Genomic DNA, 16,443 nt, shown 5'->3' with positions numbered 1-16,443 from the left:
TTCATTTTGCCGCGTGCGCCCCGGCGACGGGCCGCGCTATGGAGATTGCTATGTCATCACAACGTGAAATTCGTCTTAACGCTTTCGATATGAACTGCGTCGGCCATCAGTCGCCGGGCCTGTGGGCGCATCCCCGGGATCGCTCCTGGCAGTATAAAGATCTGGAGTACTGGGTGGATCTGGCGCGGCTGCTGGAGCGCGGCAAGTTCGACGGGCTGTTTATCGCCGACGTGCTGGGGATCTATGACGTGCTGAACGGCAGCGGCGATGCGGCGATCCGCCAGGCGACGCAGGTTCCGGTCAACGATCCGCTGGCTCTGATCACCCCAATGGCGCTGGTGACGGAGCATCTGGGCTTCGGCCTGACCGCCTCGCTGTCGTTTGAGCATCCTTACCCCTTCGCTCGTCGTCTGTCTACGCTCGATCATCTGACCAAAGGGCGGGTGGGCTGGAATATCGTCACCTCCTATCTGGAGAGCGGGGCGCGCAATATCGGCCAGCAGACCCAGACCGACCATGACACCCGCTATGACTATGCCGATGAGTATTTGCAGGTGATCTACAAACTGCTGGAGGGAAGCTGGGAGGACGGGGCAGTGCTGCGCGACAGAGAGCGGAAGATCTTCAGCGATCCGCGGAAAATCCATCCCATTAACCATCAGGGACAGTTCTTTTCCGTGCCGGGGATCCACCTCTGCGAGCCATCCCCGCAGCGCACGCCGGTGCTGTATCAGGCGGGGGCGTCCAGCCGCGGCAAACAGTTCGCCGCCGGCCATGCCGAATGCGTCTTCGTCGCAGCGCCGTCGAAGGTGCTGCTGAAGAAGACGGTGGCGGATATTCGCCGCCGGGCAGCTGAGGCGGGGCGCGATCCGCACAGCATCCTGATCTTCAACCTGCAGACGGTGATTGTCGGCGACACCGACCGCGAGGCACAGGCGAAGTGGCAGGAATATAAGCAGTACGTCAGCTATGAAGGCGCGCTGGCGCTGCTCTCCGGCTGGACGGGGATCGATTTCGGCCAGTATCAGCCGGATCAGGTGCTGAAGTATCTGCACACCAACGCCATTCAGTCGGCGGTGGAGGCCTTTTCGACCGCTGATCCGAACCGCCAGTGGACGGTGCAGGCCCTGGCCGATTGGGCGGGGATCGGCGGCTTCGGTCCGCTGGTGGTTGGCAGCGCGCAAACCGTGGCGGACGAACTGCAGTCCTGGGTCGAAGAGACGGACGTCGATGGCTTTAACCTCGCCTATGCCGTCACTCACGAAACCTTCCGCGATGTCGTCGAGCTGCTGGTGCCTGAGCTGCAAAAGCGCGGCGTCTTTAAGCAAGAGTACCGCGAGGGGACCCTGCGCGAAAAACTGTTCGGCGGCGGCCCGCGTCTGGCCGCGCCTCACCCGGGCGCCAGCTACCGCCGCGATGCGCGCACGGCGGCATCGGTAGAGGAGAAGGTGACATGATCGCTATTGATGACCTGCATAAAAGTTACCGCACGGCGGATGGCCGGCTCAGCGCGGTGCTGAAAGGGCTGTCGCTGCAGGTGCCTGAGCGCTCCATCACCGCGGTGGTGGGGCCGAGCGGCGCCGGTAAATCAACCCTGGCGCGCTGCATCAGCCTGCTGGAGCAACCGGACAGCGGCAGCATTCGTATCAATGGCAAGGATCTGTCGGCGCTGTCCGGCGAGGCGCTGCGCCGGGAACGGCGGGCGATTGGCACCGTTTTCCAGTCTTCGGCGCTGTTGAGCCGCAGGACCGCCTGGGAGAATGTCGCCCTGCCGCTGGCGTGGCTTGGTGTGGTGGAGCGCGATATCAAGGCGCGGGTTGGCGAGCTGCTGGAGAGCGTCGGCCTGAGCCACAAAGCGGATGCCTGGCCGGCCCAGCTCTCAGGCGGCCAGCGCCAGCGGATCGGCATTGCCCGCGCGCTGGCGCTGCGCCCGTCCGTTCTGCTGGCGGATGAAGCCACCTCCGGCCTCGATCCTCAGGCCACGGCCTCGGTGCTGGCTCTGCTCAAGCGGCTGCGTGATGAGTACCAGCTGGCGATCGTCCTGATTACCCATGAAATGGACGCGGTGCGCACGGCGGCGGATGCGGTGGCGGAGATCCGCGACGGGACGATCGTCCAGTACGGGCGGATCGAAGATCTGCTGGCGCGTCCCGATTCTCTGCTCGGCCAGCAGCTGTTGCCGCTGACGCCGGCGGCAGCTACCCACAGCGATCTGCTGCTGCGTCTGAGCTACCGCTGGGATGTGCCGGTGGCCACCGACTGGATCAGCCGCCTGAGCCAGCAGTGGGCGCTGCAGATCGATCTCCTTGGCGGTCACGTCGAGGTGATTAATGGTCGGCTGGCCGGTCGCCTGCAGGCCGGAGTGCGCTTTCAGGGCGAACGCCTGTCGCCCGCGCGACTGCAGGGCCTGCTGGCGCAGCTCGGCATAACGGCGGAGATCCTCGACAGCGCGCCGTTGCTCAGGGAGGCGGTATGAAACCGACAGTCATCAGTCAGGATACCCCCTGGGGCGAAATCCCTTCGCTGCTGCTCCCCGCCTATGGCGAAACCTGGCTGATGGTGGCCATTGTGATGCTGTTTGTCGTCACGCTGGGAGGACTGGTGGGGGTGGTGTTGTTTAACGCCTCGCCGCGGGGCTTATTTCCGCACGCACTGCTGTACCGGCTGCTGAACTGGGTGGTCAATATGGGACGTTCGCTGCCGTTTCTGGTGCTGATGGCCGCCATTATCCCGTTCACTTACTGGCTGACCGGCACCACGATTGGCATACCCGCCGCGGTCGTGCCGATGATCGCCGCCGGCGTCCCGTTCTTTGGCCGTCTGGTGGAGAACGCGCTGCGCGAGTTGCCGGCGGAGGTCACCGCGGTGGGGGTCGTCTGCGGCGGGTCGCGCTGGCAAATCATTGCCAGCGCGCAGCTCAGTGAAGCCATGCCCGCGCTGGTGGCGGCGGTGACGCTAAACCTGGTCTCGATGATCGAGTATTCGGCTATCGCCGGGACCATCGGCGCCGGCGGCATCGGCTACCTGGCCGTGGTGTACGGCTATCAGCGCTTCGACAACCACATCATGATCGCGACGATCGTTGCCCTGATCGCCACGATCCAGTTGATTCAATTTTTGGGTGACCGTCTGGTCAACCGTTTACGCCACACGCAGGGGAACCTTGTATGACAACAGAGCAATTTGAGTTACGTAAAGCGCGGCGCTGGCCCTGGCTGGCGGCGCTGGCGGTGATTATCCTGCTCGCCATCGCCTTCTGGTGGTGGCGGGGACATACCCAAAGCCAGCAGGTGGTCTTCGGCAGCACGTTAAAAATTCACTACGAGCCGGCGATGGCCGGCGAGCAGCGGATCATTGAGTATATTAATCAGCATATTGCGCCCGATTACGGTCTGAAACTGGAGGCGGTGGGGGTGCAGGATCCGGTCCAGGCTGACCGCGCGGTAGCGGAAGGTCAGTATGCCGGGACGATCTATCAGCATCAGTGGTGGCTTAAACAGGTGGTGGACGCTAACGGCTTTGCGCTGTCGACCACGGTGCCGGTGTTCCAGTGGGCGTTTGGCATCTATTCCGACCGCTACTCGTCGGTACAGGCGTTGCCCAACGGCGCGACCATTGTCGTGCCTGACGATGGCGCCAATCAGGGGCAGGCCCTGTGGCTGCTCCAGCGCATTGGGTTGATCTCGCTCGACCCGGCGGTGGAGCCGCGCACGGCGAAGCTGAAAAATATTGTCGGTAACCCGCATCAGTTTGTCTTTAAAGAGCTGGATCTGCTGACCATGCCGCGGGCGTTAAATTCGGTGGATGCCGCCATCGGCTATGTCTCGCAATTTGACGCCGGGAAAGTGCCGCGTGAGAAAGGCATATTATTCCCGCCGGCGCCGCGCACCTTTGCTTCGCAATTAGTGATTGGTACACCGTATTTATCGCAGGAAAATATCGTCAAATTAAAACAGGCTTTTTCTGATCCGCGGATCCAGACGTGGTTAAAAACCACCGATGACCCGCTGGTAAAAGACGTATTAGTTCCAGTGTCCGCGGAATAAGCGTCCTGCACGACGTCTATTTTCGTTGTTATTTATTTCCCTTGAGGATGCGTGAAAGCGCGTCCTTTTTGTGCTGGTGATATTTATTAACTTATTGATTATATTGATTATTATAGAATGATTTGTTGTTTTGATTCTCGTCGCGCGCGGTCTATAACCGCTGATGACCTGCACAAAATAATAAGGTGAAAAAATGAGTACATTACCAGTGGATAATCCCGGTATCGCTTCGGTACCGGTCAGTAGCGTCGGGGATGTGGCGCGGCTAATTAATTCCGGCAAGGAACAAGCGAAATATGCGCGGATGATTGTCTTCCTCGCGCTGGGGGGCGTTTTTCTCGACGCATATGACTTAACCACGCTCTCCTACGGTATTGATGACGTTGTACGTGAATTTCAGCTCTCACCGCTGCTGACCGGCCTGGTGACTTCGTCCATTATGGTCGGGACTATCGTCGGCAATATTATCGGCGGCTGGCTGACCGATAAATATGGTCGCTATTCGGTTTTTATGGCCGATATGTTCTTTTTCGTGATTTCGGCTATCGCCGCCGGGCTGGCGCCGAACGTCTGGGTGTTGATTGGCGCCCGCTTCCTGATGGGCATCGGCGTTGGCATCGACCTGCCGGTAGCGATGTCCTATCTGGCCGAGTTTTCCCGCTTTGCCGGCAAAGGCAACAAAGCGGCTCGCCTCGCGGCGTGGTGCCCGATGTGGTACGCCGCCTCAACCGTCTGCTTTCTCATTATCTTCGGCCTCTATTTCCTGCTGCCGCAGGAGCATCTTGACTGGCTGTGGCGCGCCTCCCTGCTGTTCGGCGCCGTGCCGGCACTGCTGATTATTGCCGTCCGCAGTCGATTTATGAATGAATCCCCGCTGTGGGCGGCGAACCAGGGCGATCTGACCTCTGCAGTGCGTATTTTACGCGACTCCTGGGGGATCCATGCCCATGAGGTCCCGGCGGCGAAGCCCGCGCCAGCGCCGAAAGTGAGCTTCCGCGTGCTGTTCGAAAAACCCTACCGCGAGCGGACTATCGTCGCCGGGGTGATGAATATCTGTATCTCCTTCGAGTACACGGCGATTGCCTTTTTCCTGCCGTCAATTCTTGCCCAGTTCCTCGGGGCTGGCGTCTTCGAAACTATTTCGGCATCGCTGGGGCTGAACGCCCTGTTTGCTTTTACCGGTGGGCTGCTCGGTATGCATCTGGCGTGGAAATATCCTTCGCGTCATGTGGCGATAGCCGGCTTCGCCCTGCAGTTTGTGGCGCTGATTGTGCTGGCGCTGGTGGGGCAACCGCACGCGACGGCAGGTATCGTGCTGGCTATCGCGATGCTGGGGCTGTGGCTGTTCGCCGAAGGGTTTGGCCCGGGGGCGCAGCTGATGATCTACCCGGCGCTCTCCTATCCTACTGCCATTCGCGCCACCGGGGTCGGTTTCAGCCGGGCACTCTCCGGGATCGGCAGCGCGCTGGCGTTGTTTATTCTGCCGCTGCTGCAGGCCTCCCTCGGCACGCAGATGTTCTGGGTGGTCTCGCTTGCCGCCATTATTCCCATTTTCTTCCTGCTGGCGGTCCGTCATGAACCGACGCGAGAAGATATCGACGCACTTCATGAATAAGGAACTGACAATGACCCTGCTTTCTACTGGCACCGATTATGACGCGCTGGCGGCCGCCTTCCGCCCGATATTCACCCGTATCGCCCAGGGCGCTGCGGAGCGCGAACAGCAGCGCATTCTGCCCGATGAGCCGATCCGCTGGCTGAAAGAAGCGGGCTTCGGCACGCTGCGTATCCCGCGCGAGAAGGGCGGCTGGGGCGCTTCGCTGCCGCAGCTCAGTGCGCTGCTGATCGAGCTGGCGCAAGCGGACTCTAACCTGCCGCAGGCCCTGCGCGCGCACTTTGCCTTTGTGGAAGATCAGCTGAATCAGCCGGATTCCGCCGGGCGCGACCGCTGGTTTCGTCGCTTCCTCGACGGTGAGCTGGTGGGCAGCGGCTGGACGGAGATCGGCGCGGTTAAGCTGGGAGAGGTGAACACCAGAGTGACGCCGACAGAGGGCGGCTGGCGACTCGACGGCGAGAAGTTTTACAGCACCGGCGCGCTGTACGCCGACTGGATCGATGTGTTTGCCCGGCGCAGTGATACCGCCAGCGATGTGATAGCCCTGGTCAGCACCCAGCAGACCGGCGTGGTGCGGGAAGATGACTGGGATGGCTTTGGCCAGCGGTTGACCGGCAGCGGGACCACCCGCTTTACCGGCGCTCGGGTGGAAACCGAACATGTCTATGATTTTGCCCAGCGCTTTCGCTATCAGACCGCCTTCTACCAGCATGTGCTGCTGGCGACCCTCGCGGGCATTGGCCTGGCGGTTGAGCGGGATGCCGCGCAGGGCGTCAAACATCGTTCCCGGATGTACAGCCACGGCAACGCCGCCGTGCCGCGCGATGACGCCCAGGTTCTGCAGGTCGTTGGGCAGATCAGCAGCTGGGCATGGGCGACCCGGGCCGCGGTCCTGCAGGCCGCGGAATCGCTGCAGCAGGCCTATGTGGCGCACGTCAGCGACGACGAAGCATTGATTGCCCGGCGTAACCAGCTGGCGGAAGTGGAAGCGGCGCAGGCGCAGGTGATCGCCAGCGACTGGATCCCGCGGGCGGCGACGGAGCTGTTTAATGCCCTCGGGGCGTCGGATACGCGAACTCGCCTTGCGCTGGATCGCCACTGGCGCAATGCGCGGACGGTTGCCTCGCATAATCCGGTGATTTATAAGGCACGTAATATCGGTAACTGGCTGGTGAACGGTGAAGCGCCCACCTTTATCTGGCAGATAGGCAATGGTGAGAAAACGGCGGGGTAAGCCTGTCGGCGACGGGAGGCGCAGAGCTTCCCGTCGTCAGGAAAATCAAGGTTTATCCAGCGACCAGGTGGCGCTGCGCACGTCGACTTTCACCGGCAGCAGGCCGATGCGCGTAAAGGTATCCGCCAGCGCCTGCTGTTCGTTATACACCGCCGGGGTCATGCGTTCGGCACCGTAGGGCAGGCGGGCCAGGGTCTTCAGCCAGATGGCTTTATCCAGTCCGGTTGAGGTCGACAGCAGCCCGGCGGCCTCGTCCTGATGGCTGTTCGCCCACGCGCTGAGTTTACCCAGCTCATCCACCACCTGCTTTGCTGTCTCCGGGTAGGTATCTGCAAACTTGCGGCTGGCGAGATAGAAGGTGTAGTGCGGCACCAGCCCCTCGGCATTGCGGATCTGTCGGGCTTTCGCGTTGGTTTCCACTTCTGCGAGGAACGGATCCCAGATCACCCACGCATCAATCGCCCCGCGCTGGAAAGCGGCGCGGGCGTCCGCCGGCGGCAGATAGACCGGGGTGATGTCTTTATAGCTGAGGCCCGCTTTTTCCAGTGCGGCAACCAGCAGGTAGTTGACGTCAGACCCCTTGTTCAACCCCACGCGCTTGCCCTTCAGGTCGGCCACGCTGTGGATTGCCGACTGTTCAGGCACCACAATCGCTTCCGTTTTCGGGTTAGCGGGGGAGTGGGCAAGGTAGACCAGATCGGCTTGCGCCGCCTGGGCAAAGGCCGGAGGCGCATCGCCGGTCGCGGCCAGATCGATACTACCGACGTTCAGCCCCTCCAGCATTTGCGGCCCGGCGGGGAATTCGACCCAGCGTACGGCAATGCCCTGTTTTTTCAGGCTCTCATCCAGCGTGCCGCGGTACTTCAGCAGCGCGAAGATATTCGCCTTTTGATAGCCGATGTTGACGGTTTCCGGCGCTTTGGCCAGCGCGGAGGTAGAGAGGGCGGCGAGGACCAGCAGCCAGGCGGGGCGGAATCGGTTGGACATTGTCTGTTCTCCTTAGCGGTTTTGCGTAAGGTAACAAACAGCGCTTATAACCATTAAATAACTAAAATTTTATTGATATAACAAAAAGAGTTATGCAGGACGATGGCCCGACACGCCGACGCGTGGCGGGCCAGCAGGTTAATCGCAGGCAACAATCTTCATCGCCAGACCACCGCGGGAGGTTTCCCGGTACTTGGCGTTCATGTCTTTGCCGGTTTCGTACATGGTCTCGATCACTTTATCGAGACACACGCGCGGCTCGCTGGTCCGGCGCAGCGCCATTCGCGCGGCGTTGACCGCTTTCACGGCAGCGATAGCGTTGCGTTCGATGCACGGCACCTGCACCTGGCCGGCGACCGGGTCGCAGGTCAGGCCGAGGTTATGCTCCATAGCGATCTCTGCCGCGATGCACACCTGACCCGGGCTGCCGCCCAGCAGTTCCGCCAGACCGGCCGCCGCCATCGAGCAGGCGACCCCCACTTCACCCTGGCAGCCGACTTCGGCGCCGGAGATGGAGGCGTTCATCTTATACAGCGAACCAATCGCGCTGGCGACCAGCATATAGCGGGCCAGGGAGTTGCTGTTCACCTTGCGGATAAACTTGTCATAGTAGGCCAGCACCGCCGGCACGATACCGCAGGCGCCGTTGGTTGGCGCGGTCACCACCCGGCCGCCGGCGGCGTTCTCTTCGTTCACCGCCAGGGCGAACATATTGATCCAGTCGACCACCGCCATCGGATCGCTGTTGGTGGTGTCCTGGCTCACCAGCATACGGCGCAGCGCGGCGGCGCGGCGCGGGACGCGCAGTTTGCCCGGCAGGACGCCTTCGGTGGTGATGCCGCGCTCGATACCGGCGCTCATCACTTCCCACACCGCGGCGAAGTGTTGCTCAAGGGCTTCTTTGCTGTGCAGCGCCAGTTCGTTCTGCATCATCAGGCCGGAGAGCGACAGCCCGGTTTCACGGCAGTGACGCTGCAGGTCGGCGGCGTTTTTGTAAGGGTAAGGAACGGCAACCGGCGCCTCGGTAGTCTGGCCGAAGTGCTCCTCATCAACGATAAAGCCGCCGCCGATAGAGTAATACGTCTGGCTGTAGAGCACCTTGTCGCCGGCCAGGGCGGTGATACGCATGCCGTTCTCATGCAGCGACAGGTTGTCGGCATGGAAATTCATGCACTGATCCACCGGGAAGTCCACTTCGTGCTGACCGTTGGCCAGCATCAGGCGGCCATGGGTATTAACATCCTGAATAAAGCCCGGAATGGCGTCGATGTCGACGGTGTCCGGCAGGTTGCCGGCGAGTCCCATGATAATCGCGATATCGGTATGGTGGCCTTTACCGGTCAGGGAGAGGGAGCCGTAGACGTCGACGACGACTTTGCTCACCTCGGCCAGCAGGCCGCGCGCGATCAGGTCGTCAGTGAATTGTTTGCCCGCTTTCATCGGTCCAACGGTATGGGAGCTGGAAGGGCCAATGCCGATTTTAAAGATATCGAATACGCTGATCATATGTATTCCCGTGCTGTCGGAAAGCGCGCCGCCGTAAAGCGGCGCGGGGGGAGGCGTTGAATGAATTAGCTGAACAGAGAGTAGAAGATCGCGGAGATGGCAATCAGGCCCATAATCACCACGAAGACGTTGCTGATATGGCCGCTGTATTTACGCATCGCCGGGACTTTCTGAATCGCATACATCGGCATCAGGAACAGGATCATCGCGATAATCGGGCCGCCAAGGGTCTCGATCATACCGAGGATGCTCGGGTTCAGGGTTGCCACAATCCAGGTGGTGATCAGCATGAACAGCGCGGTCAGCTTGTTCAGTTTGTTGATTTCAATCGATTTGCCTTTACTGCGCAGGGATTTAATCACCATGCCGTTAAAGCCTTCGCGAGCGCCCAGATAGTGGCCAAGGAAGGATTTGGTGATGGCGATCATCGCGATGATCGGTGCCATCCAGGCAATGATTGGCGCGTTAAAGTGGTTCGCCAGGTAAGACAGAATCGAGATGTTCTGCTCTTTCGCCGCCGCCAGGTCTGCCGGAGAGAGGCTCAGAACGCAGCTGAAGACGAAGAACATCACGGTCAGCACCATCATGATGTGGGCGCGAGCGAGGATACTGGAGCATTTCTTCTCAGCGCCTTCGCCGTACTCTTCACGTTTGGCTACCGCGAAGGAAGAGATGATCGGCGAGTGGTTGAAGGAGAAGACCATCACCGGGATCGCCAGCCACAGGGTCATCAGCAGGCCGTTGCCGGTAACGGAAGCGCCGCTCAGGGAGAGCGTCTCCAGCGCCGCGCCGTTCCACTGCGGGATCAGATACAGAGCCAGCACCATCAGCGCGATAACGAACGGGAACACCAGCACACTCATTGCCTTAACGATCATCTGCTCGCCGAAACGCACAATGGTCATCATGCCGACGATCAGGATCAGCGACAGAATGGCGCGCGGCGGCGGCGTCATGTGCAGCTGATGCGCCATGAAGGTTTCGACGGTGTTAGTGATCGCCACGCTGTAAACCAGCAGGATCGGGTAGATAGCGAAGAAATAAAGCAGGGTAATCAGCTTACCTGCGCCTACGCCGAAGTGTTCTTCCACTACTTCGGTGATGTCTTCGCCCGGGTTTTTCCCGGAGAGCACGAAGCGGGTCATGCCGCGGTGGGCGAAGAAAGTCATCGGGAAGGCCAGAATCGCCATGATGATCAGGGGGATCATGCCGCCAACGCCGGCGTTGATCGGCAGGAACAAGACGCCCGCGCCAATCGCTGTACCGTACAGGCCCAGCATCCACATGGTGTCGGTTTTACGCCATCCGCTGCGGGTTTCGCCCGAAACGATGGTGCTGGTTTGAGTGGTTTCCATCTGTATCTCCTGGAGGAATCAACAAAATCTAATGAATAAATACAATTGCGTAACATGAAATTCGTTTAATTACGGTTTTTTTAGAAATTTTCTCCGTAATAATTGGGCCGGAAAGATACATTTATATGGTTTATGCATCAGTGATCGCGATCTCAAATGCAATAATCCACTTTCAATGTGCGTATTTTTAGTCCAACAGCCTGTTTCTGGTGATCAGCCAGCGATTTGTGGCGCGAAGGCTACCATTTGCAGCATATGAGATAAAAGCGGAGCGGCGTAATAACGAGGGATTTACTGTAAAAAAGAGAACTAGTCGACGTTTTTGCGCTTAAAACCATTTTTTGCAGTGATAATTGTCGCAGTTTTTACCAACGCAAACGTTTGGCTATGTAGAAATAATTCAGGTGATTGATTAGTAACAGAAAGGTTTTTAGCGCGTTCTGGAAGTCAGAGGAAGAGAGCCCGCCGGGGGCAGGCGTCAGGCGATGCCCCGGCGGGAGAGTGGGAAATCAGGCGATGATTTCGTAGCAAGGAATATAGGCGGTGCCGCCCGGAAGCTTCATGCGGTGCTGGGCGACGAAGCCCTGCAGCAGATCGTCCATACGGCGCATCATCTCCGGATCGCCGTGCAGTTTGTAAGGGCCGTACTGCTCAATGGCCTGGATGCCCACCTCTTTGACGTTCCCCGCGACAATCCCGGAGAAGGCACGACGCAGGTCGGCGGCCAGCACTTCCACCGGCTGATCCGGGGAGAGTTTGAGGTTGGCCATGTTCTCGTGGGTCGGATCAAACGGCATCTGCAGGTCCGGCGAGATGCGAATCGACCAGTTAAAGCTATAGGCGTCATCGGTCTCGCGACGGCTCTCTTTCACCAGCGGCATCGCTTTTTTCATCTGCCGCGCCACTTCCGCGGGGTCGTCAATGATGATCCGGTAGTGGCGACGGGCCGATTCGCCCAGGGTATGGGTGATAAACTCGTCCAGTACACGGAAGTAGTCGGCGCTCTCCTTCGGCCCGGTGAGGATCAGCGGCAGCACCTGCGCTTTGTTGTCGGGATGCATCAGAATACCCAGCAGGTAGAGCAGCTCTTCGGCAGTGCCGACGCCGCCCGGGAAAATAATGATCCCGTGGGCGATACGTACGAAGGCCTCCAGACGCTTTTCGATATCCGGCATGATGATCAGTTCATTGACCAGCGGGTTCGGTGGTTCCGCAGCGATAATGGATGGTTCGGTCATGCCGATAAAGCGGCTGTCTTTGTAGCGCTGCTGCGCATGGCCGACAGCGGCGCCTTTCATCGGCGCCTCCATTGCGCCAGGCCCGCAGCCGGTGCAGATATTCAGTTCCCGCAGGCCCAGCTGCGTACCGACGCGGCGGGCGTAGAGATATTCGTTTTCGTTGATGGAGTGGCCGCCCCAGCAGACGATCATGTTCGGCGCCTCGCCGACGTGCAGCGCGCGGGCGTTGCGCAGGATCGAGAACACCAGGTTAGTGATATGAACCGAACTTTCGAGATCGAGGTTCGGGAAGCGAACGGTATTGTGGATCTGGCCGTAAACAAACAGGATATCGCGCAGCACGGCGAACAGGTTGGCCTGCAGGGAGCGGATAATCCGCCCGTCAACGAAGGCGTCTTCCGGCGGGTTGATCAGTTCCAGCTTCACGCCGCGTTCGCGCCGCAGCACGTTAATCTCGAAATTTTCGAAACGGGACAGGAGCTCCTTGCTGTTATCGGTCAGGCTCCCCGAATTGAGCACAGCAAGCGAGCAGTTGCGAAAGAGTTGGTACAGGTCGCTGCTGGCGGTGCGCTTAAGCATATCCACTTCCAGCTGCGACAGCATATCCATTGAACCAAGCGGGCTAACATGTGTAATCAAGTGAACTCCTTACAGGACGCTTATGGTCTTCCTGTGATTACAATAGCCCTGCGAACGGCGTTTCCACAACCTTGCGCGCGCCTAAACGCACGCAAATTGTGAAATTGTTTATTATTGACGGGCGAGGCGGCCGGTGGCGGGGGAAAAGTCGCCATTGCTGCGCCAGGGGTTGATATCCAGACCGCCGCGTCGCGTATAGCGGGCGTAAACGGAAAGCGATTCCGGCTGGCAGAAACGGAGAATATCGTTAAAGATACGTTCGACGCACTGCTCATGGAATTCGTTATGGTGGCGGAACGAAACCAGATAGCGCAGGAGCTGCTCGCGGTCGATTTTCGCCCCCCGATACTGGATCTGCACCGAGCCCCAGTCCGGCTGATGAGTGATAAGGCAATTAGACTTCAGCAGGTGGCTGACCAGCGTCTCCTCCACGATTTTGCCGCTGGCGGCGCCCTGCAGGTAATCGGCGCTGAACTGATAGTTATCGATCTCGATATCCTGATCGTCGATGCAGGTGCCGTGCAGGCGGGCAATCGGCTGGCCTTCCAGTTCATCCAGGCGGTAGAGCGATACCTTCACCTTCCCCTGCGCGCAGGCGCTGAGATCGCGAGTCAGGGTCTCTGCAACGTCCTGCCAGCTGGCGAAACGGGTCTGGTTAAAGCTGTTGAGATAGAGCTTAAAGCTTTTCGACTCCACCAGATTGAGGCTGGTATCGGGCAGCTCGACGTGGCCGACAGCTACCTGCGGCAGACCTTTGCCGTTCAGCCAGGAGAGTTCGTACAGCGTCCAGATATCGGCGCCGTGAAACGGCAGATTATCGGCATGCAGGCCCAGCGGGTCGCGGTTTAAACTGCGCGGCACGCCCTGCAGCAGCGAGGCGTCATAGGTATCGCGGTAATCGGTTGATTTACCGAGCGTCAGGCCGGCCAGCGCCTGCTTATTATCGTAAGAAGACATGTTTCACCATAGTAAAGCGGGTACACTATTGCTCCAGTGTATCCTGTCTAACGTGAAGAGAGAAACCGGTGGACCATCAGACAGCAGAAGCGCTACGCGCTTTTACCCAACGATATTGCGCCGTCTGGCAGCAGCAGCGCCACAGCCTGCCGCGCAGTGAAGAGCTTTACGGCGTCCCGTCGCCTTGCGTTGTCGACACCCAGGGCGAGGCCGTTTTCTGGCAGCCGCAGCCGTTTTCGCTGGCGCAAAATATCAGCGCGGTTGAACGCGCCCTCGACATTGTGGTACAACAGCCGCTTCATTCTTATTATACCACTCAGTTTGCCGGCGATATGTCCGGCCGGTTTGCCGGCGAAACCTTGACGCTGCTGCAGACCTGGAGTGAAGAGGATTTCCAGCGGGTGCAGGAAAATTTAATCGGGCACCTGGTGGTGCAGAAGCGGTTGAAGCTGTCGCCGACGCTGTTCATCGCCACCCTCGAGAGTGAACTGGATGTGATATCCGTCTGTAATCTCAGCGGCGAGGTAGTCAAAGAGACCCTCGGCACCGCCAAACGCATTACGCTTTCTCCCTCACTTGCGGGTTTCCTCAACCACCTTGAGCCAGTTCTGTAATCCAGTCTGCCAGATCGTTTGTGAGAGATCTCTTACAAAACCTGTAAGAGATCGTCATCATTTAAGGTAAATTTAATCCATACTTTTTTATATAAGTTGTTGGTATTAAATCAGATCTTAATTTTTTCGTCCTTTTGAGTGGGGACTAATCTTAAGAGATTGTCTCAAGAAGGGTTGTAAGAAGGGGCAGAATCAGTGATCCTATGTCTGTCGACAGGACGTCGCGAAATGAAGCGAACATCAGGATGATGGCGCTTCTGCAGGACCCGCCAGGACGGCGTTGCAGGGACAGGCTTCAGGATGAAGCAAGGATAACGCAGGATCGCGTAATGGACACCTCCAGGATGGAGAACGAGAGCCGCTCAGGATGAACGGTGGATCAGGAAGATCGGGACAAACTTATGGATAAGTCATTTCGCATCGGGGTGGTGTGAAAGCAGGATGCACGTGTTTATGGATGAACATGGTCAGGAGACCTCAGGAAAAGTTTTCAAGGACGAGCAGGGAGCACCAATGTAGCGGGACTGCTGCAAAACGAACCGGGAGCACTGTTTATACAGTGCTCCCTTTTTTTATTTCTCCTGCGGATTTGCTATCCTGCGCCCGGTTTTTAACTCATCGAGGTTTCCCCATGACTCTTCACGATAGCGTGCGCGATCGCCTGCGCGCCATTGAAGCCCTGCTGCGCGAAACGGAGCACTGGCAGGAGACGGCGCCGGACAGCAGCGCCTTCGCCAGCGATAAGCCGTTTTGCCTGGATACCCTGGAGCCGCTGGAGTGGCTGCAGTGGGTCCTGATCCCGCGTATGCACCAGCTGCTGGAGAGCGGCCAGCCGCTGCCGCAAAATTTTGCCGTTGCGCCTTATTACGAAATGGCTCTGGATCAGGCCCACCCGGTCCGCGAATCCATGCTGGCGGAACTTCTGCTGTTAGACGCGCTGTTTGCCGGTGAGCAGGCCTGATGCTGGAGATTATCTACCAGGACGACTGGCTGGTGGCGGTCAACAAACCCTCGGGCTGGCTGGTGCATCGCAGCTGGCTCGATCGCGACGAGAAAGTGGTGGTGATGCAGACCGTGCGCGACCAGATCGGTCAGCACGTTTTTACCGCTCATCGTCTCGACCGGCCCACCTCCGGCGTGCTGCTGATGGGATTGTCGAGCGAGGCGGGCCGGCTGCTGGCGCAACAGTTCGAGCAGCACCAGATCCGGAAGCGCTACCATGCGATCGTCCGCGGCTGGCTGATGGAAGAGGCGCTGCTGGATTACCCGCTGGTAGAGGAGCTGGATAGAATCGCCGATAAGTTCGCCCGCGAAGATAAAGGGCCGCAGCCAGCGGTAACCCACTACCGCGGTCTGGCGACAGTGGAGATGCCAGTGGCGACTGGGCGCTATCCCACCTCGCGCTATGGGCTGGTGGAACTGGAGCCGAAAACCGGCCGCAAGCACCAGCTGCGCCGTCATCTGGCCCACCTCCGTCATCCGATCCTCGGCGACAGCAAGCACGGCGATCTGCGGCAAAACCGCAGCGCCGCGGAACATTTCGGCTGTCACCGCCTGATGCTGCACGCCAGCGAGCTGTCGTTAACCCATCCTTTTACCGGCGAGCCGCTGACCCTGCGCGCCGGTTTTGACGACGTCTGGATGCGCGCGCTGTCGCAGTTTGGCTGGCGCGGGCTTCTCCCGCTAAATGAAAGGGTTGAGTTTGCCGACGACAGCGGTCAGGATGAAGAGAATAAGGTCAATCCAGGGAGATAATAGCATGGCGGAAGTCGGAATTTTTGTCGGCACCATGTACGGCAACTCGCTGCTGGTCGCGGAAGAAGCGGAAGCGATCCTCAGCGGACTGGGACACAAGGCTACCGTGTATGAGGATCCGCAGGTCAACGACTGGGAATCCTACACGGGTAAGTATGTGCTGGTGGTCACCTCCACCACCGGGCAGGGCGACCTGCCGGACAGCATCGTCCCGCTGTATGAGGGCATCAAAGATATGTATCAGCCTCACCTGCGGTACGGCATTATCGCGCTCGGCGACAGCACCTATGCCAACTTTTGCGGCGGCGGCCTGAAGTTCGATCAGCTGCTGCAGGAGCAGGGCGCGAAGCGCATCGGCGAGATGCTGAAGATTGACGCCAGCGAAGACCCGGAGCCGGAGAGCGTCTCCAATCCGTGGGTTGAGCAGTGGGCCACCCTGCTCGCATAAAAGCGCTGCCCTCTCCCTACGCAGAGGGCGCTCTTTCAATACGTCGCGG

The 16,443-nt window shown here is 59.3% G+C and carries 15 protein-coding genes; 10 read left to right on the top strand and 5 right to left on the bottom strand.

Features of this window, described 5'->3' with window-relative positions:
* The first annotated feature begins 50 nt into the window (after positions 1-50).
* The 6 genes from KPHS_42240 to KPHS_42190 all read left to right on the top strand — a co-directional run bounded on the left by KPHS_42240 (position 51) and on the right by KPHS_42190 (position 6,895).
* Positions 51-1,457: an NtaA/SnaA/SoxA family monooxygenase gene (locus tag KPHS_42240; protein ID YP_005228524.1), complete on the top strand. Its 1,407-nt coding sequence runs from the start codon at positions 51-53 to the stop codon at positions 1,455-1,457.
* A complete protein-coding gene (locus tag KPHS_42230; protein ID YP_005228523.1) occupies positions 1,454-2,476 on the top strand; it encodes a putative D- and L-methionine transporter ATP-binding component in 1,023 nt (340 codons plus the stop codon). The genes KPHS_42240 and KPHS_42230 overlap by 4 nt, the downstream gene beginning before the upstream one ends.
* Positions 2,473-3,171, top strand: coding sequence for a putative ABC-type metal ion transport system permease component (locus KPHS_42220; protein ID YP_005228522.1), 699 nt, complete (start codon positions 2,473-2,475; stop codon positions 3,169-3,171). The genes KPHS_42230 and KPHS_42220 overlap by 4 nt, the downstream gene beginning before the upstream one ends.
* A complete protein-coding gene (locus KPHS_42210) occupies positions 3,168-4,046 on the top strand; it encodes a putative ABC-type metal ion transport system periplasmic component (protein YP_005228521.1) in 879 nt (292 codons plus the stop codon). The genes KPHS_42220 and KPHS_42210 overlap by 4 nt, the downstream gene beginning before the upstream one ends.
* Before the next feature lie 193 nt (positions 4,047-4,239).
* The gene (locus KPHS_42200) at positions 4,240-5,661 is read left to right on the top strand and encodes a putative general substrate transporter (protein ID YP_005228520.1); all 1,422 of its coding nucleotides are present in this window, start codon (positions 4,240-4,242) and stop codon (positions 5,659-5,661) included.
* A gap of 10 nt (positions 5,662-5,671) precedes the next feature.
* On the top strand, positions 5,672-6,895 hold the full coding sequence (locus KPHS_42190; protein YP_005228519.1) for an acyl-CoA dehydrogenase family protein: 1,224 nt from the start codon (positions 5,672-5,674) through the stop codon (positions 6,893-6,895).
* Between the two features lie 45 nt (positions 6,896-6,940).
* Here the strand turns inward: KPHS_42190 and KPHS_42180 are convergent, their stop codons facing one another.
* From KPHS_42180 to KPHS_42140, 5 genes are all read right to left on the bottom strand, one after another.
* Positions 6,941-7,882: a putative ABC-type transport protein gene (locus tag KPHS_42180; RefSeq protein YP_005228518.1), complete on the bottom strand. Its 942-nt coding sequence runs from the start codon at positions 7,880-7,882 to the stop codon at positions 6,941-6,943.
* Between the two features lie 138 nt (positions 7,883-8,020).
* Positions 8,021-9,388 (bottom strand): L-serine deaminase 2, encoded by a 1,368-nt coding sequence (locus tag KPHS_42170; RefSeq protein YP_005228517.1) that lies wholly within the window; start codon positions 9,386-9,388, stop codon positions 8,021-8,023.
* A 65-nt stretch (positions 9,389-9,453) separates the two neighbouring features.
* Positions 9,454-10,743, bottom strand: a complete 1,290-nt coding sequence (locus tag KPHS_42160; RefSeq protein ID YP_005228516.1) for a serine transporter — start codon at positions 10,741-10,743, stop codon at positions 9,454-9,456.
* Positions 10,744-11,252: 509 nt separating this feature from the next.
* On the bottom strand, positions 11,253-12,620 hold the full coding sequence (locus KPHS_42150; RefSeq protein ID YP_005228515.1) for an LOG family protein: 1,368 nt from the start codon (positions 12,618-12,620) through the stop codon (positions 11,253-11,255).
* A 111-nt stretch (positions 12,621-12,731) separates the two neighbouring features.
* Positions 12,732-13,577, bottom strand: a complete 846-nt coding sequence (locus KPHS_42140; RefSeq protein ID YP_005228514.1) for a 7-cyano-7-deazaguanine reductase — start codon at positions 13,575-13,577, stop codon at positions 12,732-12,734.
* Between the two features lie 68 nt (positions 13,578-13,645).
* Between KPHS_42140 and KPHS_42130 the strand changes: the two genes are divergently transcribed.
* The 4 genes from KPHS_42130 (at position 13,646) to KPHS_42100 (ending at position 16,394) form a co-directional block, all read left to right on the top strand.
* Positions 13,646-14,191, top strand: a complete 546-nt coding sequence (locus KPHS_42130; protein YP_005228513.1) for a SecY interacting protein Syd — start codon at positions 13,646-13,648, stop codon at positions 14,189-14,191.
* Positions 14,192-14,822: 631 nt separating this feature from the next.
* Positions 14,823-15,152 (top strand): YqcC family protein, encoded by a 330-nt coding sequence (locus KPHS_42120; protein YP_005228512.1) that lies wholly within the window; start codon positions 14,823-14,825, stop codon positions 15,150-15,152.
* A complete protein-coding gene (locus tag KPHS_42110) occupies positions 15,152-15,946 on the top strand; it encodes a tRNA pseudouridine synthase C (protein YP_005228511.1) in 795 nt (264 codons plus the stop codon). The genes KPHS_42120 and KPHS_42110 overlap by 1 nt, the downstream gene beginning before the upstream one ends.
* 4 nt (positions 15,947-15,950) lie before the next feature.
* Positions 15,951-16,394 (top strand): flavodoxin, encoded by a 444-nt coding sequence (locus tag KPHS_42100; RefSeq protein ID YP_005228510.1) that lies wholly within the window; start codon positions 15,951-15,953, stop codon positions 16,392-16,394.
* Positions 16,395-16,443 lie beyond the last annotated feature (49 nt).

The sequence above is a fragment of the Klebsiella pneumoniae subsp. pneumoniae HS11286 genome, assembly GCF_000240185.1.
Classification (GTDB): Bacteria; Pseudomonadota; Gammaproteobacteria; order Enterobacterales; family Enterobacteriaceae; genus Klebsiella; species Klebsiella pneumoniae.
This window is presented reverse-complemented; position numbering and strand designations above follow the sequence as displayed.